Source organism: Streptomyces sp. NPDC059002, from assembly GCF_042740435.1.
Classification (GTDB): Bacteria; Actinomycetota; Actinomycetes; order Streptomycetales; family Streptomycetaceae; genus Streptomyces.
Genome location: NZ_JBHYJI010000020.1, coordinates 1 through 25,191 on the forward strand (window position 1 = coordinate 1; position 25,191 = coordinate 25,191).

Consider the following 25,191-nt stretch of genomic DNA (forward strand, 5'->3'; position numbering starts at 1 on the left):
ACGGTGAGCTCGGTGGTCGCCGTCGGAATACCGGCGGACATCGGCGTCGTACCGATGAACCAGTCGTCGACGGAGAAGAACGGGTGGTCGCCGCAGATGGCCACCCGCGGGCGCCCGGTGACGGCGCGGGCGAGGCGCACCGCGGCGGTGGTGACGTCGGAGCCGTTCTTCGCGAACTTCACCATCTCGGCGGTCGGCACCGTGGCCAGGAAGCGTTCCGCGGCGTCGACCTCCACGATGGACGGCCGCACGAAGTTGCTGCCCCGGTCGAGTTCGCGCCGCACCGCCTCGGTCACGCGGGGGTGGGCGTGGCCGAGGCTCACCGACCGCAGCCCCGAGCCGTACTCGATGTAGCGGTTGCCGTCGACGTCCCACACATGGGCGCCGCGGCCGTGGCTGATGACCGGGGCCAGGTTCTCTGGGTACTGGTCGTCGCCCTTGGCGTAGGTGTGCGCGCCCCCGGGGATCAGGGCGTGCAGCCGCTCGTTCGCCGCTCGCGACCGGGGCAGGGTGAACTCTTCGGTGTCCACGGTGGGTTCAGCTCTCTTTCTGCTTCAGGGCCTGGGCGAGGCTGGGTGCCTGCCGGTCCCGCTGGGACATCGAGGTGGCGGGGAGCGGCCAGGCGATGGCGAGCTCCGGGTCGTCGAAGGCGATCGTCACGTCCTCGGCCGGGTCGTGCGGACGGTCGATCCGGTACGAGGTGTCGGCGGTCTCGGTGAGCGCCTGGAAGCCGTGCGCGCACCCGGCCGGGACGTACAGGGTGGTCTGCGTCTCGCCGGACAGTTCGAAGGTGGCCACGTTGCGGTACGTCGGCGAGTCGGGCCTCAGGTCCACGACGACGTCGAAGATCCTCCCGTACGAGCACCGCACGAGCTTGGCCTCTCCGGCGCCGGAGCGCAGGTGCAGTCCGCGCAGCACGCCCCGCACCGAGCGGGACACGCTGTCCTGGACGAACGCGTTCGGGTCGAGGCCCACCGAGCGGACCACGTCGGCGTCGAACGTGCGGCAGAAGAAGCCGCGTTCGTCGGCGTACGGCGTCGGCTCGAACAGGTACGCGCCTGCGACAGCCGGTACTTCGGTGGCTTTCATGGTGTCTCCTGCCGGGCGTCCGTCTTGAACAGGGCCGTGGTCAAGGCGGTGAACTGGTGGGCTAGTCGCCGCGCGGCTTCCTGGTTCCGCTCGGCGAGGGTCTGGCGCAGCTCAGCCGACCGCTTCTCCAGCTCCCTGAACTGTTCGAGGAGTCGGTCGGCGTCGACCTCGCGGGCTGGATGGCAGTACGCGCCGAGGCCCATGCTCGCCATGAGCGCGTCGCTCTTGGCCGCGTAGCTGAGCGCGAGGGTGGGGGTGCCGACCTTCAGCGCGCAGATCAGGTTGTGGTAGCGGGTGGCCACCACGGCGCCGGCGGCCGCCGCCTCCTTCATCAGGTCGGCGAGGGAGGCCACTTCGGCGGCCGTGACCTGGGGCGAGTCCACCGCTTCGAGGATCGCGGCGACCACTGTCGCGTCGCAGTCGTCGCCGGTGAGCAGGCGGACCCGTCGGCCCTCGTCGACCAGCGCGCGCACGAACCGGGTCGTCCCTTCGAGGTAGCGGCGGTGGATCTCGTCGGCCCTCGCGCGGTCGTCGTTGCCTCCGTGGAAGTCCATGACGCCCACGCAGACCTGGCCGGTCGGTCCTGGCGGCGGGGTCGGCAGGGCGAAGGCGAGGTCCGGGTAGACCTCGTCGCGCGCGGTGTCCACGCCCATCTCCCGCATCGCGTCGCGGGACAGGGCGTCCCGGTACGACCGGTACGCGGCGAGCCGCGCAGACCAGCGGACCAGGGCCCGGGTCGGCCGGTCGCCGATCGGGGCGGCGCCGACGCCGACCAGCGCGACCCGGGTGCCGAAGAGGCGGCCGGTCGCGCAGAGCAGGAACAGGGAGTACGGGAAGCCCCACGGCCGCAGCGGCAGGGTGGCCTCAAGGACGCCCATGCCGGGCACGATCACCACGTCGTGGCGGCGCACCCAGGCGGCGGTGCGGAAGACGTCGACGAGTTTGCCGAGACCCTTGCCCGCGATCGCGCCCGCGCGCGACGCGGTCCGGTACTCGCCGCGGTACCAGTGCAGCCGCGTCGCGGGGATCCGGTACCGGGCCGCGACGACCTCGGGGCCGCCGCACAGCGCGTCCACGGCCGCGTCCGGGTGCTCGGCGCGGAGGTATCCGAGCACGGCTTCCAGCGACCCGTCGTTGCCGAGGTTGCCGGAGCCGAGCAGGCCGAACACCCCGACGCGCACGGGAGTTCTCATGGCTTCCGCCCCTCGCGGCCCGCCACCAGGTCGTCGACGGAGACGGTGAGCCGGGCCGGGTCGACCGGGGCGCGGTCCTCGACCCGCTCGCCCGCGCCGGGGCGGACCCGGCTGGTCATCCACGCGGCCAGGTGGCGGTAGCAGGCGCGCCGGTCGGCCGGCGACAGCGGCGCCCGCCGGACCGCCGAGGCGAAGCCCCAGACGTACTCGGCGAGCAGCCGGGGCGTCGGGTGCAGCGGGCCCGCCCTGCGCGGGTCGAGGTTGACGCACCGGGAGCGCTTGGAGGGGTTCGCCCGCTCGGCGCGGGTGGGGTGGTCGCGGCGGAAGTACAGCAGTTCGGGCACCTGGTGGAAGGGCCCTTGCAGGACGAGCTGGGCGACGAAGGTGCGGTCGGCGTGGTGGTAGCTGTCGTGCGGCTTCACCCGGCGCAGCATGTCGGCCCGCATCACGCCGTAGAAGTCGTCGCCCCCGGGCTCGAAGAGGAAACTGCGGAAGCGCTCGGGCGCGTGGGGCGAGCCGGTGGCGAGCGTGTAGTCGTAGGGGACCGTCACCTGTCCCGCGCCGTCGATGACCGCCTGGTCGGCGTGGGCGAGGACCACGCCGGGGCGCTCGTCGAGCGCCGTCACGCAGCGTTCCAGCAGGTCCCGGGCGTACAGGTCGTCGTGCGACGCCCATTTGAAGAGTTCGCCGCGGCACCGGGTGAACACGTAGTTGTGGTTGGGCGCGGCGCCGATGTTCTCGGCGAGGCGGATGTACCGGATGCGCGGGTCCTTCTCGGCGTACCGGCGGCAGATGTCCTGGGTCCCGTCGGTCGAGGCGTTGTCGGAGATGACCAGCTCGAAGTCCTCGTACGTCTGGCCGAGCAGGGCGTCGAGCGACTCGGCCAGATACTCCTCGCCGTTGTACACGGGCAGGCCGATGCTCAGCCGGGGTGGGGCGGTCATGATGTCCTCACTTCGGGGATGGGGTTCTGGTGGCGCTCGCGCAGGGCGGACCGCAGCTGGAGCCACCACACGGCGGAGGCGGTGACGGTCGCGGCGGCGACGCCCCAGGCCGAGCCGACCGTGCCGGCCGCGGCCGCGCCGCCGAGCCCGCCGCCGACATAGCAGGCGGAGGCGAAGAGTTGGCAGCGCAGGCTGCGCCGGGCCGCGGCGAGCGCGCGGAGTCCGGCCGCCGCGCCGACGCCGAGGCCGGAGCCCGCGACGCCGAGCACGGCCGGCACGATGAGCTCCGAGGCGGAGTGCCAGACGTCGCCGAGCACGAGCTCGCCGAGCCGGTCGGGCACGAGGAGCAGGGCCACGCCCCAGAGCAGCGCGGCGCCGGCGAGACCGGCGCCGAGCAGCAGGCAGAACCTGGCGAGGCGGTGCGGGGCCTGCCGCAGCACCCGTGCCGCCTCGGGGACGGTGACCAGCGAGAGCCCCATGAGCACCGCGAGGAACGGGCCGAGCAGGAGTTCGGCGCCGCGGATCACGCCCACCGCGCTGACCCCGACGATCAACCCGAGGCCGTACGCCCGCAGTTGGGACGCGCCGCTGACGCCGACATTCTCGACGAGGTACCGGTAGCCGAGGTCGCGCTGTTCGCGCAGCCAGGTGCGCGCCCCGGTCAGCTGGGGCCTGATGCCGGACTGGAGGCAGCCGTAGGCCGCGGCCACCGCTGCGGCCGCGCCCCAGGCGAGCACGAAGGCGGCCACGCTGCTCATGCGAGCCGCTGCCACCATGGCGGGGACGAGCGCGACGGTCGCGAGGACGTCGTTGGCGAACGCCTTGCGCCCGGTGCCCGCGGCGAAGAACGAGAACCGCCAGGCGTCCTGGAGCAGCAGCGTCGGCAGGACGACCCCGAGGCAGGCGAACGCGGGCCCGACATGGCCGCCGAGCGCGAGTCCGGCCACCAGGCAGACCGCGCCGATGGCGCCGCCGACGCCGAGCGCGGTGCCCGTGGACCGGGCCGTCGCCGTGCGCCAGGACGCGTCCGACACCCCGCTGAACCGCACCACGAGCGGGTCGGTGGCAAGGCCGCGGGAGACGCCGAGCACCACGCCGTACGTCACCCAGGCCAGGCTGAACACGCCGAACGCGGTGAGGCCGAGGGAGCGGGCCACGTAGATCCCCACCGCGAAGTTGTTCATGCTGCAGACCGCCTGGTCGGCGAGTCCCCAGGACAGCCGGCCCGCCATGGCCCGCCGGGCGTTCCCGGCCGGGGGCGCCGGTGCCGTGGTCTTCTCCCCCTCGGTGGTCATCGGCGTCACGCCTTGATCAGCCCGGCGGCGCCCAGGGCGTCGGCCGCGGCGGCGACGGTGTCGAAGGGCAGCCCCGACCGCTCGGCGACGTCGAGCAGCCCGTGCTCGCCGTCGGAGAGGCTGAGCACCCAGAGCATGGCCATCTGGGCCTGCTGGGTGTCGCTGCGCCCGCCGAGCGCGTCGTACAGGCCGCGCCGCCCCAACTGCGGTTCGCCGTACGGGCTGAGGCTGACGTAGCGCCGATTTCGGTCAAGGACGCCGAACGCCTCGCGGCAGACGGCGAGCGTGTCCGTCATCGCCTCCGGGGAGACGAAGTCCGGGTTGTCCGCCGACGTGTGGTACTCGGGATATCCGGCGTACGGCGTCCTGCTGAGCGAGCCCACGCCGAGGTTGAACCCGGGGGAGCAGTACTGCCGCTCGTCGTAGCCGTACGGAGTGAACTCCTTGATCTGGTGCGGGCGTTCGGAGGCGGCGAGGACGTGCCGCAGCACACGGTCGATCTCCGCGTCGCCGCGCCTGCTCCGCTTGTACGTCAGCTGGCCCGCGTCGCCCGCGCAGGCCAGCACGAGCCCGTGCTTGACCTGCTCGATCCGCTCCGCGTTGCGGGCCAGCCAGGTGATCGCCCCGATGGTGCCGGGCGCATAGATGAACCGGTAGGTGTAGTACGGGGTTTCGTGCGCCAGCGCGCGGGCCAGGAACGTCGCCACCGCGATGCCCGCCAGGTTGTCGTTGGCCAGCGACGGGTGGCAGACGTGGCAGGAGACGATCACCTCGTCGGGGACCTGGCCGGGGACCACGTGCTCGGCGTAGGTGAGGTGGCCGTCGGCGAGCGTGGAGTCGATGCGTACCTCGTACTCGCCGTCCGGCAGCGCGTCCAGAGTCTCCTGGGCCAGGCAGAAGCCCCATTCCGGCTTGTAGTAGCTCGTGCGGTACGGCACCCAACTCGGGTGGTCCGGAAGGGTGTGCAGATGTGCGCGCAGCTCGGACAGGGGCATGGTCGCCGCCACCGGGACGCTGTAGCCGAGCACGTGCAGGCTGGACGCGGCGAAGTCGACGACCCGCTTGCCGGTGGCGTCGGCGATGTACGCGTCCCGGATGTTCCACTCCTGCGGCACCGTCCAGTCGAGCACGTGTGTTCCGGTCGGCACCTCGTGCACCTGGAGCGGGATGTGTTCGCCGACGATGTCCAGGGTGGCGCGCACCCCGTCGCCCGTGATGCTCCGGCACAGCGGATACAGCCGCTCCACCAGAGCGTGCATCTCCTCGCCCGTCGTGGTCATCGGCGCCACCGCAGGGTGTCGTCGACGGCATCCGCGTCGGACGCCGCGCGCAGCACGGCGAGGCGGGTGAAGCGCTGCTCGAAGTCCTCGCGGGTGAGGCCGAACTTCCGGTAGGCGTCGGCGAGTTCGAGCGCGCCGCGCTTGACCGTCCACTCGCAGTCGAAGCCGGGGAGCGCGGCGCGGAACCGGGAGAAGTCCACCCGGTACGACCGCGGATCCGCGCCCGTCTCGCCGGTGATCACCACCTTCGCGCCGGAGACGGCCTCGGCGACCTGCTCGGCGATCTCGGCGACCGTGACGTTGTTGGTCTCGCTGCCGATGTTGAACGCCCGGTCGTGGACCGCCTCGCGCGGCGCGGTCAGCGCGGCCGTGAAGGCCCGCGCGATGTCGGCGGCGTGCACCAGTGGGCGCCAGGGGGTGCCGTCGGAGAGCACAAGGACCTCGCCGGACAGCAGCGCGTGACCCACCAGGTTGTTCAGGACGATGTCGGCGCGCAGCCGGGGCGAGTAGCCGAAGGCGGTGGCGTTGCGCATGTACACCGGGCTGAAGTCGCCGTCGGCCAGCGCGTGCAGATCGTCCTCCACCCGCACCTTGGACTCCGCGTACGGCGTCACCGGGCGCAACGGGGCGTCCTCGCCCACCAGCTCGCCCCCGCCCGCGGCGCCGTACACCGAGCAGGTCGACGCGTACAGGAAGCGCCGCACTCCGGCGTCGCGGGCGAGCCGGGCGAGGCGGACGGACGCGTGGTGGTTGATGTCGTAGGTGAGTTCGGGCGCGAGGGACCCCAGCGGGTCGTTGGAGAGCGCGGCCAGGTGGATCACGGCGTCCACCCCTGCCACGTGCTCGGCCGTGACGTCGCGCAGGTCCACCCGGTGCCCGGACGGGTCCGCGGGCGGCGGGCCGAGCACGCAGTCGGCGAACAGGCCGGAGTCGAGGCCGACGACGTCGTGCCCGGCGGCCGCGAGGACGGGAGCCATCACGGTGCCCAGGTAGCCCTGGTGCCCGGTCAGCAGTACGCGCACAGTTCAGTCCCCCAGCTTGGAAGTGCCCAGATCGAGCGTGAGTTTGGTGACGGCGAACGCCTCGGCGTAGCGCGCGTGGCATTCGATGCCGCGGATCCGGGCGAGGCCGATGAAGGCCTCCCGGTCGTACCACGGCCGGTGCCGCTGCGAGGAGTAGTGCTCCTGCAGCAGCCGTACCTTCTGTTCGGCGATCTCCGGCGACAGCGGCTGGTACGCCGCGAGGCGGCCGAGATCGCCGTCCCACTTGACGATCTCGTAGCCGAGTACGAGATGGTCGCGGAACGCGGTGGGGATCAGCTGCGCCAGGCCGCGGTGGTCCTGGTGCGCGTCGTCGGTGCGCGGGGCGAGGACGAGATCCGGTTCGGTCCGCGCGCGCAGCTCCTCGACCGCGGCCTTGGCCTCGTCCCAGTGCACGGGCATCCGGCCGTCCGGCAACTTGAGGACGGTCAGGTTCAGTTCGGCACCCGGGCAGAAGGCGGCGAGCGCGGCCCGCTCCTCCTGCTCCCGTTCGGTGCCGCCGCCGGAGAGCACCAGCGCGTCGACGCGGATGCCGGGCCGCGCGTGGCACAGCGCAAGGAGCGTGCCGCCCGCGCCGATGGCGATGTCGTCGCAGTGCGCGCCCACCGCGACGATCCGGTCCAGGCGACCGGAACCGAGCCCGATCACGCCCGCACCCCCGCGGCGTCCCGCTCCCACACGGCCCACGGGCGGTCACCGCGGGCGTAGGCGGCATCGAGTGCGGCCCGCTCCTTCACGGTGTCGGTCGGCTTCCAGAAGCCGCGGTGCTGGTGCGCCACCAGGCGGCCGCGCTTGGCGAGTTGGGCGCATCCGTCGGCGACCAGGTCACCGTTCTCCGGGATGTGGTCGAAGACCTCCTGGCGGAGCACGAAGTAGCCGCCGTTCTCCCACAGCGGCAGTTCGCTGACCGCGGTGATGCCGCCGACCAGGCCGTCCTCGCCCAGGTCCACGCAGTGGAACGAGGACTGCGGCGGCACCACCATCATCGACGCACCGGCGTCGCGCCGGGCGAAGGAGTCGATCATCTCCGGCAGCGGGGCATCGGTGAGCACGTCGGCGTAGTTGGCGAGGAACATCTCGTCGCCGTCCAGGTGGTGGCGCACCCGGCGCAGGCGTTCCCCGATCGGCGACTCGACACCGGTCTGCGCGAACGTGATCGTCCAGTCCGAGATGTCGGTGGAGAGCAGCTCGGTCCGCCCGCCCCGCAGCACGAAGTCGTTGGACGTCGTCTCCTCGTAGTTGAGGAAGAAGTTCTTGATGTGGTGCGCCCCGTAGCCGAGGCACAGGATGAACTCCGTGTGGCCGAAGTGCGCGTAGTAGCGCATGACATGCCAGATCAGCGGCCGCGGGCCGACCATCGCCATCGGCTTGGGCATGTCGTCCGCGGCGCCGCTGCGCATCCGCATCCCGTAACCGCCGCAGAACAGTACGACCTTCATGCTGTGCCCTCTTCCAAAGACGTGACCTCGACCATGCTCAGTTCAGGGATGGGGAAGACGAGACGGCCGCCCCAGTCGTGGACGAACGACAGCTGCTCGGTCAGTTCGGCCCGCAGGTTCCACGGCAGGACGAGGACGTAGTCCGGCTTGTCCGCGGCGATCTGCTCGGGCGGCAGGATCGGGATGCGGGTGCCCGGCGTGAACCTGCCGTGCTTGTAGGGGTTGCGGTCGACCGTGTACGCGAGCAGGTCGGGCCGGATGCCGCAGTGGTTGAGCAGGGTGTTGCCCTTGCCGGGTGCGCCGTAGCCGACGACCGTCTCGCCGCGCTCGGCCGCTGTGATGAGGAACTTGAGGAGATCCCTGCGCACCTTGGCGACCCGGGCGGAGAACTCGGTGTACCCGGACAGCTCCTGGAGCCCGGCGGCCTTCTCCCGGGCCAGTACGTCGGCCACCTGCCGGGACGGCTCGCCCGCCACCTCGACCGGCCGGGCCCACAGCCGGATGGAGCCGCCGTGCGTGGGCAGCAACTCGACGTCCACGAGCGCGAGTCCGCCGCTGGCGAGCGCCCGGATCGCGGAGGCGACCGTGTAGTACTGGAAGTGCTCGTGGTAGATCGTGTCGTACTGGTTCTCCTCGATCAGGGTCAGCAGATGCTGCACCTCGATGGAGACCCAGCCGTCGTCGGCGACCAGGGCGCGCAGGCCCTGCGTGAATCCGACGACGTCGGGGATGTGCGCGTACACGTTGTTGGCCACGACCAGGTCGGCCGGGCCGTGCTCGGCGCGGACGTTCGCGCCGGTGTCCGGGCTCAGGAACTCCGTGAGCGTGGGCACGCCCGCGTCGCGCGCCGCTGCGCCGACGTTCACCGACGGTTCGATGCCCAGGCAGCGGATCCCCCGGTCCACCACGTGCTTCAGCAGATACCCGTCGTTGCTGGCCACCTCGACCACGAAGGCGTCGGGGCCGAGCCCCACCCGCTCCACGGCGTCGGCGACGTACGTCCGCGCATGCTCCACCCAGGACGTCGAGAAGGAGGAGAAGTACGCGTACTCGCTGAACGTCTCCTCCGGCGTGATCAGCGGCGGGATCTGCGCGAGCCAGCAGTCGGTGCAGACCCGCAGGTGCAGCGGGTACGCGGGCTCCGGCGCGTCCAGTTGGTCCGCGGCGAGAAAGCTCTCGCACGGCGGGGTCGCCCCCAGATCGACGACGCTCCCCAACGCCGCCGAGCCGCAGAGTCGGCATCGTGTCATTTACTGCCCCCCAACAATTCCGTCCGCACCGCGATCGCGGTGCGGTACCCCTCCACCAGGCGGTCGAGGCCGACGGCCGGGCTGAAGCCCCGCTCGTACCGGCGCCGGGCCGCCCGGCCCATCTCCCGGTTGCGGTCCTTCTCGACCGCGATCCGGCGTATGCAGGACGCGAGCGAGGCCGCCTCGCCCGGCCGGTGGAGCAGCCCGGTCACGCCGTCCTCGACGAGTTCGACGAAGGCGCCGTGACCGGCGGCGACGGCCGGGACCCCGGCCGCCATCGCCTCCACGACCACCAGGCCGAACGCTTCGAGCCACGTCGAGGGAGCCACCACGGCGACCGATCGCGCGACGGCGTCCCTGCACTGCTCCGTGTCGTACAGGCCGACGTACCGCACGTCGTCCCGGCCCGCCGCCCAGGCGGTCACCTCGCGCTCCAGCGGCCCCGACCCCGCGATCACCAGCGGCACGCCCACACCGCCGCCCGCCGCGATCTCGTCCCACGCGGCCATCAGGAGCCGTACGCCCTTGGCCTCCGCGAGCCGGCCGAGATAGAGCAGATGCTCGCCGGAGCCCGTGCGGCAGGTGCCCGGATCGGGCACGAAGTTGTGCTTCACCGCCAGGCGTTCGGCGGGCATCCCGGCCCGCACCAGGACGTCGCGCTGCGCCGCGGAGATGCAGAAGAACCGCTCCACTCCGGACCACCAGCGCCGCCGGTTGACCGAAAGGCTGACCGCGAGCGGCACCGTCGCGAGGCGGGAGCCCCGGTAGCAGCCGTGCCGGACGGCAGGCAGCGGCGCCTTCGCCCCGACGCACTCGGTGCACGGCCTGCCGTCCCGTTGCAGCGTGCCGGGCGGGCAGACCTGGGTGTAGTTGTGCAGCGTGGCGACGGCGGGCACCCCGGCGTCGGCGCAGGCGGCGAGCACCGCGGGCGACAGGAGCGGGAAGACGTTGTGGACGTGCACCACGTCGGGGCGTGCGGTGCGAAGGCGGGCGGCGAGTTCCGAGCGGACCGCCGGGTTCCAGGGCACGAGCAGCGGCACCGCGACCTTGCCCGGCAGGGACCTGTCGGCGATGGAGTCGCTGCGCCGCTCGAACACCTCGACCCGGTGACCTGCCGACCGCAGCAGCCCCACCTCCTGGTCGACGACTTTGTTCTCCCCGCTCGGCTGCGCCGAGTTGTAGCGGTTGTGCACCACGAGAACGTGCATGGTCAGGTCACCTCCGATCTGCGGGCCCATCGCGGGATGTGCCGTCGGGGAACGTCGGGCGCGGGCGGCAGCGCGGGCTCGGCCGGTGCCGCGAGGAGCGAGGCGGCCAGGGCCAGATGCAGCAGATACGGCGAGGCGTCGCCGAGCCCCGCCTCGGTGTACGAGGCGATCGCGCAGTAGCTGATCAGGAAGATCGCGCAGGCCCTCGACAGCGAAGGCGGCCGCAGCAGCGCGACACCGCCGAGGACGAGCAGGGCCGTCGCCACCAACGCGATGCCGATCAGGCCCTGTTCGTGGTAGACGGCCAGCCAGCTGTTGTCGATCGGCAGGCCGCCGAACGACTTGTCGCCGAGCCCCATGCCGAACAGCTGCTCCGCCATGGACCGGGGGGCCGCGAGCAGGGCGTCCCAGACCTTGGCCCGGCCGGTGAGGTTGGAGAAGTTCTCCTTGTCCTGGCCGCGCAGGAACCACGTCTGCAGCGCGGAGGCGAACGCCACCGCGGCCACCACGGCGCACACCACCGTCCAGCTGAAGAACCTGCGGGCGGCGGCGCTGGTCAGCAGGAGCGAGCCGATCGCCAGCACCAGGCCGATGAGCAGGCCGAGCGTGGCCGTACGGGTATGGGTCAGCGCGAGCAGGACGAACGAGGGCACGATGACGACGACCGCGCTGGTCCTGTCGATCCTGCGGCCGAGCACGAGCAGCACGGTGAGCCCGATGATCACCGCCGCGTACTGGCCGATCTGCGGCGGGGTGAGCGGCCACAACGCGCCGACGAGGCGTCCGCCGTACAGGTCGGGCATGGCGGCGCCCGGCGAGATGACCAGGCCCGCGGCGACCACGCCGAGCACCACGAAGTACATCCGGATGTGATGCCTGACGAACGTCAGGCCGCCGTCCCACCAGCGGCTGAGCAGCCACAGCGTGCCGACGAAGAGGGCGAGGCGCGCGCAGCGGAACAGCGCGCCGAACCCCGAGTCCAGGTTCGCGCTGGAGATCACGCTCGGCACGAGCAGCAGGCTGAGCAGGAACAGGAAGGCGCTGGACCGGATGCGCAGCCGCAGATTGACCGCGAGCGCAAGGGCGAACGCGGCGACCAGGGCGCCCATGGTGACCATCTGGATCAGGGAGCGGGGCAGCGGCACGATGGTCTTCGCCCCCGCGGAGCCGAGCGTATTGAGGATCAGCAGCCCCCAGACCGCCCCGACGGTCTTCTTCGACGTGTGGTCGGTGTCGTGCGGTCTCATCTCAGCCACCGTCCCGTGCGCGGAAGGTGCTGCCCTCGTCCTGCCGGTACGGCGTGTTCTGCCACTGCCCGAAGTCGAGCACCTGGCTCGGGTCGTGGGCCACGAACTTCCACGGCCCGACGTAGACGTTGTCGCGCCAGCGGTTGTGCTGCTTGCGGGTGATCGCCTCGGCCACCCGCTCGCCCTTGTACGGCGACCAGTCCGGGTAGGTGCCGTAGTTGGCGAGCACCGCCATGCGGTCGCACTTGACCGTGCACTCGACGACGGACTTGTCCAGGACGAAGCGGTTGTCGTGGATGTCCACCCGCTGGGTCTTCCAGCGGCAGTCGGCGTAGAGCGGCGCGGTGGCGATGCCCGGCTTCGCGCAGCGGTCGGTCTTCTTCACAAGCAGCGTGCAGTCACCGGAGGAGGTGTTGGCCGGGCTGTTGCAGAACCGGTCGGCGTTCTCCCACAGGGTGATTCCCGACCAGTTGTTCTCCAGCAGGTTCCGGGAGACGTCGATCTTGTCCGTGCGGGCCTTGATCCGTGGTTCGCCGCCGGACTCGGACAGATAGAGAGTCGCGAACGGGAAGGTGTCGCCGCGGTCGGCGTATCTGCGGCCCTCGACCCAGTTGTTCCGCCGGATGATGTTCTTCCGGATGACCGCGTTGTAGCTGGTCTCATAGATCAGCGCGGCACCGTCGTTGGCCTCGATGACGTTGCCCTCGATGCGGAAGTCGTTGTTGTTGGTGTCCGCCCACAGCCCCGTGCCGCGGTTGTCGTGCACCCAGTTGCCGCGCACGTCGGCGCCGTCGACGGCCCAGAACTTGATGCCTCCGGTGCAGCCGCAGCCCTTCCGCTTGCGCTCCCAGTCGCCGGTGTTGTTGCCCACGATCTCGTTGTCCTCGACCACCAGGCCGGTGATCCGGCCCTTGGCCTTGTACGCGTTCATGCCGTACTGGCCGTTGTCGCGCAGGCAGTTGGCGCGGACCTGCTGACGGGAACCGGCCATCAGCCCGGCGGCGGAGTTCCGCTGGATCGTCGTGTGCTCGATCACCCATCCGTCGGCCGAGTCGTGGTTGACCACGCCCTCGTCGTGCGGCGCGACGAAACGCTGCACGGTCAGGTGGCGGATGGTGACGTCGCGGGCGGAACCGCCGAACGCGTACTGGTTCTTCTTCCCGCCGTCGAGGACCGCGCCCGGCGCGCCGACGTAGCGGTTCCCCTTCTTGGGGATGACCTGCGAGTAGCGGTCGGGGTCGAGCCTGTGCCTGCCGGGGCGGAGCCAGAACGTGGTGTTCGGGGGGCTGCTCCTGGTCTTCGCGGCCAGGTCACCGACCACCGCCGGGTCGACCGTCACCGCGCCCGCCGGTGCCTTCGCGGGACCGGGCGCGGGCTTGGCGCACACCCGGGCCACGGAGCGGGCCGCGGACGTGGCGGGCCCTGCCTTCGGCTCCGACCCCGCGTCCGACGTGCCGACGCAGCCGGTCGCCAGCAGTGCGAGCGCCAGCGGTGCCGTCGGCAGCGCCCAGTTCCGCCACTTGATCCCCACACGTCCTCCTAGCCGCGGAACCTGAGTAACGTCGTGAACCCCTCCACACCGTCGGCGAAGCCGGTGCCGACCAGCGTGGTGGCGGGTTCCTTGCGCCCGAATCCCGCGGAGTACCAGCCCAGTGGCGGGTCGGTCTCGCCGCGGTGCGCCCGCCAGGACAGCTGCCCCGGCAGGTCCAGGACCGCGGAGCGGTCGTCGCCGTCCCTGGTCCAGGTGAGCACCGCCCGGTTCTCCACCAGGTCCGCGGTGATCGTGGGGCCGAGGTGGAACGCCAGCTGTACGGCCCTGCGCGGGCCGCGCACCTCGTCCACCACCCGCAACTCCCGCCGCGCCGCGGTCAGTTCCACCCGGCGGCGGTGCACGGAGTCCGGGTAGCCGTCGTGCTCGGCGCACCAGCGGGCCGTCCCCGCGCCGTCGGCGGCGTCCGCGGCCAGGACGCGGGTGCGGGCGTGCCGGGTCCACAGGAACGGGCCGCCGGAGACCGACTGGTCGGCGCCGTCGAGGCGCAGGGTGTTGTGGCCGAGCGTCGACCGGAAGTACTGCCGCCACGCGGGCTGCCCGTGGTAGCAGTACGTCCCCGGGTCGGCGAGCACGTCGACCCCGTCGTGCCGGACCTCCACGGACAGCGCGTCCGCGTGGGCGTGCGCCGCGATGGACAGGAAGCCGTGCGGACCGCCGTCGCAGCGGCACCAGATCTCTCCCGGGCCGTCCGGACCGCGCAGGACGGTCAGGCCCGCGTCGGCGAAGTGGGCCGGGCGGCCCGTCGGGCGGACGGCCGGTGCGGTGGGCCGGATGAGCGCGGCCAGCAGCGGGGTGCGCACATCGGTGCCGGTCACCGTCGGCCACCAGGAGAGCCTGCCGTACACGGCCTCCCCGGTGGCGAGGAGCGAGCCCCAGCGGTCGGTGCCCGGGCCGTCCACGACCAGACCGTGGCCGTCGTCCGCGTCCCCCTGGCGCGGCGGTCGCAGCCGGCCGTCCACGACGGCCGCGAGCGCGTCGGTCATCCGCAGCAGCACCAGACGGATCGACGCGGGGACCGGCACGCCCGCGGCATCCGCCTCGGCGACCGCGGCGAGGCCGAGTTCGAGGACGAGTCCGTGGTACTCGGTGGCCAGTTCGCGGTTGAGTCCCGAGCCGAAGGTGTTGCTGTCCAGATGCCGTTCGAGGGACCGCAGCGCGTCGGTCCGCCAGCGCGCCGACGAGGGGAACCACGCGAACGCGCAGGCCGCGGCGGACTGCCCGGCGGCCTCGGCGATGACGTGGTTGTTCGCCGATGACCCCCGGCTGGGGAAGGCGGCGAGCCAGCGCTGGTGGTGCCAGATCTGGCTCCGCGCCACCGGGTTGTTCTCGAACAGGTCGGCCGCGCCGGACCAGCCGTCGAGCAGCCGCCTGATCCACACCCAGGACAGGAGCCGGATCCCCAGCTCGATGCCGCTGATCCAGTGCACCCCGCGCAGCGGCGCGTTGGCCGTCCACCACCACCGCAGATGCTCGGCCACGCGTTCGGCGTACCGGTCGTCCCCGGTGATCGCGTAGGCGGCGGCGAGCACGGTGAGGTACTGATGCCGGGACAGCTCCCAGATCTGCTTGATGTCGCCGACCGCGTCCTCGTTGCGGTACGGCACGTCGAAGGCGTAGCCCCACGGGGCACGTCGCCCGGTCTTCGGGTCGAACCACCAGTCCGGGTGGGCCAGATCGTCGCGGTACACCCCGAAGTACTCGGCGTGCCCGGCCATCAGCCGGTCCGCCTCGGCGATCAGACGCTTGGCGGCGTCCGGCGGTACCGCGGCGATCGTCCCCGCGGGCAGCACCGCGGTGAACCGGGCGCCGGTCACGCTCGGGCAGTCCGGCCGCACCGACCGCCACCGCCGCCTGCGCACCGCGTCGGCCACCCGGCCGCCGATCTCCTGCGGTCCCATCCGGGAGAGGCGGCGCAGGTACCAGCCTGGGCTCATGCTCATCGTGCCCTCGCCAACGTCACCGGTGCGCCGCCGGCCAGGCCTGTCCGCACGGCGAGGGTGGCCGACGTGGTGGCGACGAGCGACTCCAGCGGCACCGGCATCGGCCCGCCGGTCCGCACGGCCCTGACGAACGCGGCCAGTTCGGCGTTCTGGCCCTTGTCCCTGGCCTTGGGCAGCCGGGAGCTGACCCACTTCTTGCGCCCGTGGACCGACGCGCGTACGAAGTCGTCGAGGCGCAGCACCTTGCCGTCCGCGACCAGGTCGAGGGTCTCCTTGGGGAAGCCGGGTGCGCCGGTGGTGACGTAGCTGATGGTGGCGGTGGACCCGTCCGGGTAGCGCAGGACGACCTGGAGGTCCTCGTTGCCGGAGGTGGCGACGGCGTACACCGAGACCGGGTCGGCGCCGAGCAGCCAGCTCGCCGTGTCGATGAAGTGCCCGCCCTCACCGGCGAACCGCGAGCCCTCGGTGCCCTGTTGGAGGTACCAGCTGCCGTGCTGCAACTGGCCCGCGTTGACCAGGTAGCGCAGGCTCGCCGGGCCGGTCCTCGTGCCGAACCGCTTCCTGGCCTCCTGGAGGAGCGGCGCGAACCGGCGGTTGAAGCCCACCTGGAGCCGGTCGTTGCCGGACTCCTCCACGGCCGCGAGCACTCCGGCGAGGTCATCCTCGGTGAGGGCCAGGGGCTTCTCCACGAACACGGCCTTGCCCGCGAGGAGCGCCTGCCGGGTCAGTTCGGCGTGCGAGCTGTGCCGGGTGACCACGAACACCGCGTCGATGGACTTGTCGCCGAGGACGGCGTCGAGGTCGGTGGTCGCCTCGGCGAAGCCGAACTTCCGCTGCGCGTTGGCCGCGGACAGCGCCGTCGTGGTGACGACGGTCGACAGCTCGACGCCGTCGCGCCGGGTCAGGTGCGGAAGGAGCATCGACGTCGCGTAGTTGCCCGCGCCGATGAACGCGAGGCGCACCGGTGCGTCGGCGGGCCGGGCCGGACCCCGCCGCACGCTCACCGCGGGCACCGCCACCTCCGGAGCCTTCGCCGCCTCCGCCTTCCCGGTGTGCCCGGGGTAGCGGAACAGCACGGCCACGGCCTTCAACTCGCCGTCCTTCAGGCTCTGATACGTCCCCACGGCGTCGTCGAAGTCGGCGACGTGGGAGACCAGCGGCTCCACGTCGACGCGGTCGCGGGCGACGAGATCGAGGAAGCAGGCGAGATTGCGGCGCTCGGTCCAGCGCACATAGCCGATCGGATAGTCCCGCCCCGCCAGCTCGTACTCCGGGTCGTAGCGCCCGGGACCGTACGACCGCGAGAACCGGACGTCGAGTTCCTTCTCGTAGTACGCGTTCCACGGCAGGTCGAGGCGGCACTTGCCGATGTCGACGACCCGGCCGCGGTCCCTGCTCAACCGGGCGGCCAGCTCGACGGGTTGATTGCTGCCGCCGCCCGCGGCCAGATACACCTGGTCCACGCCGTGACCGCCGGTGAGTTCGGCGACGGTGGCCTCCACGGCCGGGGACGCGGGATCGCCGCAGGCCGCCGCGCCCAGGCGCTCGGCGAGCTCGCAGCGCACCGGGTCGGGGTCGACGCCGACGACGCGGACCCCCGACGCGGTGAGCAGCTGCACCACCAGCTGCCCGATCAGGCCGAGGCCGATGACCAGGGCCACGTCGCCGAGTTGGGGCTCGCCGCGGCGGACGCCCTGCATCGCGATCGATCCGACGGTGCCGAAGGCCGCGTGCCGCGGGGCGAGGCCGTCCGGCACCGGGACGTAGAGGTTCTTCGGCACCCAGTTCAACTCGGCGTGCAGGGCGTGCTCGTTGCCCGCGCAGGCCACGAGGTCGCCGACCTGCACGTCGTCGATCCCGGCGCCGACCTGCTCGACCACGCCGCACAGCGAGTAGCCGAGCGGTGTGTAGGAGTCCAGCTTGCCCATCACCTTGCGGTAGGTGGCGGGCACTCCGTTGGTGGCCACGCTCTGCATGACCTTGGCCACCTGGTCGGGGCGTGAACGGGCCTTGCCGAGCATCGACATGCCGGCCTCGGACACCTTCATCAGCTCGGTCCCGGTGGAGATCAGCGAGTAGGCGGTCCTGACGAGGACACCGCCCGGCTTGCACCCCGGCACCGGCACGTCGAGCACCGCGAGCTCGCCGCTCTTGTAGTTCTGCACAACCTGTTTCACCGAAGTCCCCTTGTTCCTAAGCCGTCAAGCGATCGTTCTGGTTGGACCCGGAGGTCGCGCCGCGATACCAGTACTCGAGGGTCAGCACATGCCACAGATGCTTGGAGAAGTCCCGCTGCCCCGCGGCGTCCTCGGCGACCATGCGCGCCAGCGCGTCACGCCGCAGGAAACCGGAGTTGACGAGCAGGCCGTCGTGCACCACCTCACGCACAAGGGGCGCCAGATCCCGGCTCATCCAGGCCCGCAGCGGGGCGCTGAACAGGCCCTTGGGCCGGTACACGATCTCCTTGGGCAGGACCGAGGTGGCCGCCTCCTTGAGGACGGCCTTGCCCTGCCGTCCGACGATCTTGCGGTCGCCGGGCACGGCGAACGCCGCCTTCACCACCTCGACGTCCACGTACGGGACCCGCACCTCGGTCGACGCGGCCATGCTGGAGCGGTCCGTGTACGTGAGGTTCAGGCCCGGCAGGAACATCCGGGCGTCGGCCAGGCACATGCGGTTGACGAAGTCGGCAGGGTCATCGAGGGCATGGTCCGCATAGACGTCCGCGTGCTCGGTCAGCACGTCGTCGACCGTCCCCGCCAGCTCCGGATCGACCAGAGCGAGCAGTTCCTCCTGGTCGTACATGGTGTAACTGCGCCGGAACGCGGTCTCCTCCGGCAGATCGGCGAAGGACAGGAACCGCTTCGCGAAGCGCACCGACCGGTACCCCCGGCGGCTCGTGGCGACCGGCAGCCGGTCCACGACCCCGAAGACCCCGCGCCGCAGGGGCCGCGGGACGCGCTGGTAGCGCAGCGCGAGCAGATTGGCCAGGTGCTTGCGGTACCCGGCGAACAGCTCGTCGGCGCCCATCCCCGACAGCATCACCTTGACCCCGGCCTCCCGGGCGGCCGAGCAGATCAGGAACGTGTTGATCGCGGCCGGGTCGCCGATCGGCTCGTCCAGGTGGTGCGTCATCCGCGGCAGCAGGTCGAGCACGTCCGGAGCGATCTCGATCTCGTGCAGATCGACGCCGAACCGCTCGGCCACCTGCCGGGCGTAGCGCAGATCGTCCGGCATCGCCTCGAACTTCGCGTCCTCGGCGCGGAATCCGATCGTGTAGGCGGAGATCCCGGGTTGGTGGCGGGCCGCGAGCGCGGTCAGATAGCTGGAGTCGAGTCCGCCGGACAGGAAGGTCGCCACGGGTACGTCGGAGAGCATGTGCTGCCGGGTCGACTCCTCGACGATCGCGGCGAGGTCCGGCCGCTCGCCGCTCAGGGCCCGCTCCCGGCCCTCGGCGGCGACGTCCTTGAGGTGCCAGAACCGGCCGCGTTCCACCCGGCCGTCGGGCCTGCATCTGAGCCAGCTCCCCGGCGGCAGCTTCTCCGCGTCGCGGAACGCGCAGCGCGAATCGGGCACCCAGTAGTACAGCAGCGAGGCCACCAGGGCCGCCTCGTCCACCCGCAGCTTCCCGCCGGTGGCGGCGGCGAGCGCCTTGAGCTCGGAGGCGAACACCAGACCCGCGCCGCGCCGCAGCAGGAACAGCGGCTTGATGCCCAACTGGTCGCGGGCGAGCACCAGTTCACCGGTGCGCTCGTCGAAGATGCCGAACGCGAACATGCCGCGGAAGCGGGGCAGGCAGTCCGTGCCCCAGCGCCGCCAGGCTTCGAGGACCACCTCGGTGTCGGAGGTGCCGCGGAAGCGCACCCCGGCCGCCGCCAGCTCGGCACGCAGCTCGGGGGCGTTGTACAGCTCGCCGTTGTACGTCAGGACGAGGCCGCCCGAGGCCATCGGCTGGGCGCCGGTCCCGGACAGGTCGATGATGGCCAACCGCCGGTGCCCCAGGTGCACTTCGCCGTCGCCGACGGGATGGCTGTACCGGCCCGCCCCGTCAGGACCGCGGTGGGCGAGGACATCGGTGAGCCGGTCGGTCACGACCTTCCCGTCCGGCCATCGGTACGTGCCTGCTATGCCACACACGTCTTACCGTGCCTCCTGGTCGGTGTCCGGGACGCGTACGGCCCATGACGGCCGCTCCGTCCGTAACTGGCCCTCCCCCACTGCCTCAACGGCGTGGGAGGTACCCCCTTCGTTCTGCCGGGCGAGGCGCTCGCTGTGGCCCCGCAGCGCGACGTCGAGCCCGTCCCACAGCGTGCCGTCGGTCCTGTCCCGCGGATCGGGGTCGACCAGCACCACACCGATCACCGGGATGCGCTGGTCGGCGAGCTGGCGCGCCACGGTGTGCAGCCAGGTGGTGCTGCCGTGCCCGGCACGCACGACGAGCACGGTCTGACTGCCCAGGTACCGCAGGTCGGTCCACGCCGTGCCGGGCGCCACCGAGCCGACGCCGAGCCTGCGCACCTGACGCGGCATGGCCGCGGCACGCTCGCCGCTGACCACGGCCGGGTCACCCGACTGCGGGCGGTGGCCCGAGAGCTGTGTCCCCGGCAGACCGTCGATGACGACCACAGGACCCTCCGCGGCCAGTGCTCTGGCGACGTCGAGGGCGATCGCGCTCGTGGTGCGCGCACAGCCCAGTTCGAGGAACGACACCGGTTCCGCGGAGCCGCGCACCGAGCGGACCAGGGTCGTGGTGAGCCGCTCGCGTGCCGTCCGGGTCCGTGGCAGCTGCCAGAGCCTGACCGACCAACGGGGCGTACGGCGCAGCTCCGCGATGACCGAGGCGCCGAGGTTCGACGAGATCTCCCTGCGCAGCACGGGGCGGCCCGCCACCACCGCGCCGACCGCGGCCACCGCGATCCCGAGGACCAGGCCGAGGACGAGCCCGATCCCGGCGTTGGTGACAGCGGCCTTGGGCACCGAGTTCCGCACCGCGCGCGGCGCGTCCACGATCTGCGTCCCCGCGATGAGCTTGGGCGTGCCGATGCGCGCCTCCTCGGCGCGCTGGTCGAAGTCGGCGATCCGCGAGTTCAGTTCGGCCCTGCGGGCGAAGAGCGACTCGATGCTCGCCGACTCCTTCGGGTCGCCGCTCTGCGGCGACCGGTCGCCGATCGTCTCGTTGACCTTGGCGAGTTCGTCCCGCATGCGGTCACGCTGGTCGCGCAGCGCCTTGGCCTCGGCGTTCGCGGCCGCCCGCATCCGCCGCACATGGTCGGCGACGAACGCGTCGGCCAGCGCCTTGGCCCGGGCCACCGCTTCCGCGTCGCTGTCGGCCGTCACATCGATCTGCAGCAGGTTGTTGGTCACGCCGGTGCCCCGGTAGTCCTGCATGAAGTCCTCCGGGTTCTCCGGGGACTTGAGGGCCTTGAGGGCCTTGTCGGCGATCCGGGTGGTCCGCAGCACCTCGACGTCGGTGCGGATCAGCGTCCCGGTGTCGTTCGGCTGGTCGTCCTCGTGCCTGACGAGGACCTTGGTCACCGCGGTCGGCGGCGACGGCAGCAGGACCGCGAACGCCGCACCGGCGAGCAGCCCGAGCAGTGCCATGGCGCACCAGAGGCGACGGCGTCTGCGCACCGCAACCACCAGTGCCTGCAGGTCGAACAGGGGAGTGGGGGCCGTCGACTCCGAAGTCTTGCCCGTCGTCACACCGAACCACCCCTGACGTCGTCGCCCCCCGCGAGCGCCGGTGTGGCGTGCCGCGGAGGCTGTTCGGAGGACCGCGCCGGACGGTCTCTCACCGGGCCCGCCACGACGGTCCCGACGACCTCGTGCCCCGCGTCCGCACACGCCTCGGCGATACCGGCGAGCTCCACCGCGGTCCAACTGCCCGCGCTGAGCACGACCAGGGCGCCGTTCTCGGTGCCGCGGTCCGGCACCAGCGGCCGGGACACCGGGACCTCCACCACTCGCAGCGTGGGATATCCCTTGCCTGAAGAGTTGGCAGAGGGGTCGCTTCTGGCCTCGGCGACGAGCTGCTCCGCGGCCCGGCGGGCGATCTCGTCGCCCTCCGGTACGACGACGAGCAGCCGCCGGGGCGCCGACAGCTTCTGCCGGAGGCGGGCGCACACCCGCCGGTAGCGGATCCGTCTGCTCGCCTCGTCGCCGGACATCCGCGGGGCCGGCAGGTCCCATCGGGTGTCGAGGCCGAGGATGCCGCGGATCCAGGCCCGCGGACCCGGCCCTTGCGGCCGGTGCGCGGCCCGCTCCCCGGGCACGTCGACGGTGCCGAGCAGCGCCGAGCCGAGGGCCGCCGCGATCTCCGATTCGGTGCGCAGCCTGCGGCTCACCCGCGCGGCGGCGAGATGGCCGATGACCGCGGCCAGGAAGAACAACAGCGCCCCCGCGGCGACGAGTTGCGTCCTGGTCGGCGGTGCCTCGCCGGTCGGCCGGGCCGCGGGGCCCATGACGACCATGTTGGCCTTGCTGCTCGCCGGGTCGGCTTCGTCCAGCTTCTTCATGGCTTCCTGCAGCGCGGTGCGCAGCTTCTCGAGTTCGGTGCGGGCCTGCACGCTCTCCACGGTCTGGCCCGGATCGGCCGCATTGGCCAGATCACTGATGCGACGGTTGGTCTGCACCACCTTCTGCCGCAGCGCCTCGGGTCCCTCCGCCGACTCGGAGTCGCTGCTGTCGCCCGCGATGCGCGCGGCGAAGGTGACGAACTGCCGTGCCACCTGGTCGGAGAGCCGCTGTGCGCGCTCCGGGGTCTCGGCGGTGCCCGAGATCTTGATGATGTTGCCGTCGGCGGCCTTGGCGCTCACCCGGTCCCGCAGTTCGCTGCCGCTGACGCCGTCCCAGCCGAGCGTGTCGGCCGCACGGTCGACCACCGCCGAACTGGCCGCGATCTCCGCCTGGGTGAGCAGTTCGCGCTCCTCCCACTGCCCCGCGAGGAGTACCGACGTCGAAGTCGTGTAACTCGGCGGGAACACCAGGGAGGCGCCGTAGCCGACGAACGCGCCCAGCACGGCGACGATGGCGAGCAGCCGCCAACGCCGACGGAAAATCCGCCCGATCGTGACCAGGCGTATCGTGTCCTCACTCAACGACGAAGCCTCTTCCCTGTCCGCACCGGGCCGCCCGCCGACACCGGGGTGTGGTCACGGCAGGCGGCGGCGTAGGCGGCGAGCAGCGACGCCTGCGAGTTCCGCCAGGAGAGCTGGCCGTTGATCCGCTCCCTGCCGATCTCACCCATCCTGGCCCGCTGTTCGGGATCGTCCAGGAGCAGTGCGACGAGCTTGGCGAATTCGGACTCGTCGTTGGCGGGCGCGTACACGGCGGCGTCACCGGCGGAGACCCGCGCCTCCCGGAGGTCGAACGAGACGATCGGCCGGCCCATCACCATGTACTCGAGGACCTTGTTCATGGTCGACACGTCGTTGAGCGGATTGTGCGGGTCGGGGGAGAGGCACACGTCCGCGGTGGACAGATAGCGCGCCAGATCGGCGTCCGGGATGCGCCCGGTGAACTGCACCTGGTCCGCGAGCCCGAGCCGCCGGGACAGCGCCACCATCGCGTCGAAGGTGTCACCGGCGCCGACGAACACCGCGTGCCAGTCGGTTCTGCCGAGGTCGTCGCGGAGCTTCGCGAGGGCGCGCAAGGCGTAGTCGACGCCGTCCTGCGGGCCCATCACGCCGAGATAGCACAGCAGATGGGGCTTGCCGCGCTTCAACTCCGGCTCGGGCGGCACGGGATGGAAGCGGTCGACGTCGGGCGCGCTGCGCACCACGAAGACGTCCTCCGGCCGCTTGCCGCCGCGCCGCACCGCGACGTCCCGGTAGCTCTCGTTCGTGGCCAGCACGATGTCCGCGGCCCGGTAGGTCCGCCGTTCGAGGGCGCACACGGCGCGGTAGAGCAGGTCCTTGCCCCGGTCGAACCGGGAGAGGTACAGCTCGGGCACCAGGTCGTGCTGGTCGAAGACGAACCGCGCGCCGCGCCGCTTCAGCCACAGCGCGGGCAGGAACAGCAGGTCCGGCGGATTGCAGGCGTGCACCACATGGACCGGGCCGACCTTGCGGGCGAGCCGGGCCGTGTGCCACAGCGCAGACCCGTACTCCTTGACGTAACCGGCCGGGCCCCCGGTGGCGGCCCGCAACGGGTAGCGGTGGATCCGCACCCCGTCGATCACGGCCTCCGACTCCGTGTCTCTCTTGGTCCCTTGAGGGCAGATGACGTGCACGGTCCAGCCCGCGTCGCGCAGCGTCGTGCACTCCTGCCACACCCGCCGGTCGAACGGCACCGAGAGGTTCTCCACCAGGATCAATGCGCGACGGTTCGGTCCGCCGCCGCTGTTCGCGTTACCAAGCAAGGCCCATGTACCCCGGTTCGGCCCGGCGCGCCTCGGCGTCGGGAAGGCGGACGAGATCGATGAGGACCGGCCCCTTGCCGTGCGGCAGCGCCGCGAGCACGGCCGGGTCCTTGGTGCCGACCAGGCACACCTCGGCGTGTTCGAGCACCTCGTCGACGGAGTCGGCGAGCAGCTGCGCGAGGTGGGGGAGGCGGGTCTCGATGTACTCGCGGTTCGCGCCCATCAGCCGGGACAGGCTCACGTTGGCGTCGTGGATCCGCAGGTCGTACCCCTTGCCGAAGAGTCTCTCCGCCAGTTCGACGAGCGGGCTCTCGCGGAGGTCGTCGGTGCCGGGCTTGAAGGAGAGCCCGAACAGGCCGACCCGGCGCTTGCCGGTGCGCTCGACCAGGTCCACCGCGCGCTGCAGATGGTCGGAGTTGGAGGGCAGCACATGGGCGAGGATGGGCACCGACACATCGGCCCGCCGCGCCGCGTGGACCAGGCTGCGCAGGTCCTTGGGCAGGCAGGAGCCGCCGAAGGCGAAGCCGGGCCGCAGATAGGCGGGGCTGATGTTCAGCTTGCGGTCGGCCAGGAACACGTCCATCACCTGGTGCGAGTCGACGCCGAGCGCCTGGCACACCGCGCCCAGCTCGTTCGCGAAGCCGATCTTGAGGCCGTGGAACGCGTTGTCCGCGTACTTGATGGCCTCGGCCGCCGGGACCGGCACCCGGAACACCTCGCCGGGCAGGCCGTCGTAGAGCGCCGCCACCACGTCGCCGCTCGCCGGGTCGAGTTCGCCGATGACGGTCTTGGGCGGATCGAAGAAGTCCCGCACGCTCGTGCCCTCGCGCAGGAACTCCGGATTGACCGCGACCCCGAAGTCCGTCCCCGCCGTGCCGCCGACGTACTTCTCCAGGATCGGCACGAGCAGGTTCAGACAGGTGCCGGGGAGCATGGTGCTGCGGAACACGACGGTGTGCCGCCCGCCCCGCGCGGCGAGCGCGGCGCCGATCTGCTCGGTGACCCGCTCCAAGTAGGTGGTGCACAGGCTGCCGTTGGGCTCCGACGGTGTGCCCACGCAGACGAGCGACACATCGCTGCCCATGATCGCCTCGCGGACGTCACGGGTGGCGCGCAGCGCTCCGCTCCGGACGACCTCGGCGGTGAGCTCGCCGATCCGCTCCTCGACCACCGGGGCCTTGCCGTCGTTGACCAGGTCGACCTTCGCCTGGTTGACGTCCACTCCGATGACCTCATGACCCTGACTCGCCAGGCACGCGGCCGACACGCAGCCCACATAGCCGAGCCCTAAGACACTGACCCTCATATTCCGTTCCTCCCCCCCAGGCAGACCCCTGCGGCCCGCCTTCCGTGCG

20 protein-coding genes are annotated in these 25,191 nt (G+C 71.9%); all 20 read right to left on the reverse strand.

The features are described from left to right. Window positions 1-530, reverse strand: a 530-nt coding sequence (locus ACFWZ2_RS19680) for an aminotransferase class III-fold pyridoxal phosphate-dependent enzyme (protein ID WP_384547289.1), incomplete at its 3' end; no start/stop codon positions are given. Between the two features lie 7 nt (window positions 531-537). Continuing rightward, the gene (gene rfbC / locus ACFWZ2_RS19685) at window positions 538-1,089 is read right to left on the reverse strand and encodes a dTDP-4-dehydrorhamnose 3,5-epimerase (RefSeq protein WP_384547291.1); all 552 of its coding nucleotides are present in this window, start codon (window positions 1,087-1,089) and stop codon (window positions 538-540) included. Continuing rightward, the gene (locus tag ACFWZ2_RS19690) at window positions 1,086-2,282 is read right to left on the reverse strand and encodes a polysaccharide pyruvyl transferase family protein (protein ID WP_384547293.1); all 1,197 of its coding nucleotides are present in this window, start codon (window positions 2,280-2,282) and stop codon (window positions 1,086-1,088) included. The genes rfbC and ACFWZ2_RS19690 overlap by 4 nt, the downstream gene beginning before the upstream one ends. Further along, window positions 2,279-3,226 (reverse strand): glycosyltransferase family 2 protein, encoded by a 948-nt coding sequence (locus tag ACFWZ2_RS19695; RefSeq protein ID WP_384547295.1) that lies wholly within the window; start codon window positions 3,224-3,226, stop codon window positions 2,279-2,281. Before ACFWZ2_RS19695 ends, ACFWZ2_RS19690 begins: the two co-directional genes overlap by 4 nt. Further along, entirely contained in the window at window positions 3,223-4,521 is a 1,299-nt protein-coding gene (locus ACFWZ2_RS19700; protein WP_384547297.1) for a hypothetical protein, read from the reverse strand. The genes ACFWZ2_RS19695 and ACFWZ2_RS19700 overlap by 4 nt, the downstream gene beginning before the upstream one ends. A gap of 5 nt (window positions 4,522-4,526) precedes the next feature. Beyond that, the gene (locus ACFWZ2_RS19705; RefSeq protein WP_384547298.1) at window positions 4,527-5,810 is read right to left on the reverse strand and encodes a DUF4910 domain-containing protein; all 1,284 of its coding nucleotides are present in this window, start codon (window positions 5,808-5,810) and stop codon (window positions 4,527-4,529) included. Continuing rightward, the gene (locus ACFWZ2_RS19710; protein WP_384547301.1) at window positions 5,798-6,823 is read right to left on the reverse strand and encodes an NAD-dependent epimerase/dehydratase family protein; all 1,026 of its coding nucleotides are present in this window, start codon (window positions 6,821-6,823) and stop codon (window positions 5,798-5,800) included. Before ACFWZ2_RS19710 ends, ACFWZ2_RS19705 begins: the two co-directional genes overlap by 13 nt. Before the next feature lie 3 nt (window positions 6,824-6,826). After that, window positions 6,827-7,489 (reverse strand): PIG-L deacetylase family protein, encoded by a 663-nt coding sequence (locus ACFWZ2_RS19715; protein WP_384547303.1) that lies wholly within the window; start codon window positions 7,487-7,489, stop codon window positions 6,827-6,829. Beyond that, window positions 7,486-8,280 carry a glucose-1-phosphate cytidylyltransferase gene (locus ACFWZ2_RS19720; RefSeq protein ID WP_384547304.1) on the reverse strand — a complete coding sequence of 265 codons (795 nt, stop codon included), beginning with the start codon at window positions 8,278-8,280 and terminating at the stop codon, window positions 7,486-7,488. The genes ACFWZ2_RS19715 and ACFWZ2_RS19720 overlap by 4 nt, the downstream gene beginning before the upstream one ends. Further along, window positions 8,277-9,530 (reverse strand): class I SAM-dependent methyltransferase, encoded by a 1,254-nt coding sequence (locus ACFWZ2_RS19725; RefSeq protein WP_384547306.1) that lies wholly within the window; start codon window positions 9,528-9,530, stop codon window positions 8,277-8,279. The genes ACFWZ2_RS19720 and ACFWZ2_RS19725 overlap by 4 nt, the downstream gene beginning before the upstream one ends. Beyond that, window positions 9,527-10,738 (reverse strand): glycosyltransferase, encoded by a 1,212-nt coding sequence (locus tag ACFWZ2_RS19730; protein ID WP_384547308.1) that lies wholly within the window; start codon window positions 10,736-10,738, stop codon window positions 9,527-9,529. Before ACFWZ2_RS19730 ends, ACFWZ2_RS19725 begins: the two co-directional genes overlap by 4 nt. A 2-nt stretch (window positions 10,739-10,740) precedes the next feature. Continuing rightward, window positions 10,741-11,985, reverse strand: coding sequence for an O-antigen ligase domain-containing protein (locus ACFWZ2_RS19735; RefSeq protein WP_384547310.1), 1,245 nt, complete (start codon window positions 11,983-11,985; stop codon window positions 10,741-10,743). A gap of 1 nt (window position 11,986) precedes the next feature. Further along, window positions 11,987-13,516, reverse strand: coding sequence for a right-handed parallel beta-helix repeat-containing protein (locus ACFWZ2_RS19740; RefSeq protein ID WP_384547312.1), 1,530 nt, complete (start codon window positions 13,514-13,516; stop codon window positions 11,987-11,989). 8 nt (window positions 13,517-13,524) lie between these two features. Next, window positions 13,525-15,477, reverse strand: a complete 1,953-nt coding sequence (locus ACFWZ2_RS19745) for an alginate lyase family protein (RefSeq protein ID WP_384547314.1) — start codon at window positions 15,475-15,477, stop codon at window positions 13,525-13,527. After that, window positions 15,474-17,654: a bi-domain-containing oxidoreductase gene (locus ACFWZ2_RS19750; protein ID WP_384547316.1), complete on the reverse strand. Its 2,181-nt coding sequence runs from the start codon at window positions 17,652-17,654 to the stop codon at window positions 15,474-15,476. Before ACFWZ2_RS19750 ends, ACFWZ2_RS19745 begins: the two co-directional genes overlap by 4 nt. A 16-nt stretch (window positions 17,655-17,670) precedes the next feature. After that, window positions 17,671-19,614, reverse strand: coding sequence for an asparagine synthase (glutamine-hydrolyzing) (gene asnB, locus ACFWZ2_RS19755; protein ID WP_384547317.1), 1,944 nt, complete (start codon window positions 19,612-19,614; stop codon window positions 17,671-17,673). A gap of 3 nt (window positions 19,615-19,617) precedes the next feature. Then, on the reverse strand, window positions 19,618-21,180 hold the full coding sequence (locus ACFWZ2_RS19760; protein ID WP_384547319.1) for a Wzz/FepE/Etk N-terminal domain-containing protein: 1,563 nt from the start codon (window positions 21,178-21,180) through the stop codon (window positions 19,618-19,620). Further along, window positions 21,177-22,574, reverse strand: a complete 1,398-nt coding sequence (locus ACFWZ2_RS19765) for a Wzz/FepE/Etk N-terminal domain-containing protein (protein WP_384547320.1) — start codon at window positions 22,572-22,574, stop codon at window positions 21,177-21,179. The genes ACFWZ2_RS19760 and ACFWZ2_RS19765 overlap by 4 nt, the downstream gene beginning before the upstream one ends. After that, complete coding sequence (locus tag ACFWZ2_RS19770; RefSeq protein ID WP_384547322.1) at window positions 22,571-23,836, reverse strand: glycosyltransferase family 4 protein; 1,266 nt, start codon at window positions 23,834-23,836, stop codon at window positions 22,571-22,573. Before ACFWZ2_RS19770 ends, ACFWZ2_RS19765 begins: the two co-directional genes overlap by 4 nt. Further along, window positions 23,826-25,142, reverse strand: a complete 1,317-nt coding sequence (locus ACFWZ2_RS19775; RefSeq protein ID WP_384547324.1) for a nucleotide sugar dehydrogenase — start codon at window positions 25,140-25,142, stop codon at window positions 23,826-23,828. The genes ACFWZ2_RS19770 and ACFWZ2_RS19775 overlap by 11 nt, the downstream gene beginning before the upstream one ends. Window positions 25,143-25,191: the final 49 nt, after the last annotated feature.

Bases quoted from the DNA above. Each gene is read 5' to 3' on its own strand.
- rfbC (WP_384547291.1), bottom strand. From the start codon at position 1,089: ATGAAAGCCACCGAAGTACCGGCTGTCGCAGGCGCGTACCTGTTCGAG.
- ACFWZ2_RS19690 (WP_384547293.1), bottom strand. From the start codon at position 2,282: ATGAGAACTCCCGTGCGCGTCGGGGTGTTCGGCCTGCTCGGCTCCGGC.
- ACFWZ2_RS19695 (WP_384547295.1), bottom strand. From the start codon at position 3,226: ATGACCGCCCCACCCCGGCTGAGCATCGGCCTGCCCGTGTACAACGGC.
- ACFWZ2_RS19700 (WP_384547297.1), bottom strand. From the start codon at position 4,521: ATGACCACCGAGGGGGAGAAGACCACGGCACCGGCGCCCCCGGCCGGG.
- ACFWZ2_RS19720 (WP_384547304.1), bottom strand. From the start codon at position 8,280: ATGAAGGTCGTACTGTTCTGCGGCGGTTACGGGATGCGGATGCGCAGC.
- ACFWZ2_RS19725 (WP_384547306.1), bottom strand. From the start codon at position 9,530: ATGACACGATGCCGACTCTGCGGCTCGGCGGCGTTGGGGAGCGTCGTC.
- ACFWZ2_RS19730 (WP_384547308.1), bottom strand. From the start codon at position 10,738: ATGCACGTTCTCGTGGTGCACAACCGCTACAACTCGGCGCAGCCGAGC.
- ACFWZ2_RS19735 (WP_384547310.1), bottom strand. From the start codon at position 11,985: ATGAGACCGCACGACACCGACCACACGTCGAAGAAGACCGTCGGGGCG.
- ACFWZ2_RS19745 (WP_384547314.1), bottom strand. From the start codon at position 15,477: ATGAGCATGAGCCCAGGCTGGTACCTGCGCCGCCTCTCCCGGATGGGA.
- ACFWZ2_RS19775 (WP_384547324.1), bottom strand. From the start codon at position 25,142: ATGAGGGTCAGTGTCTTAGGGCTCGGCTATGTGGGCTGCGTGTCGGCC.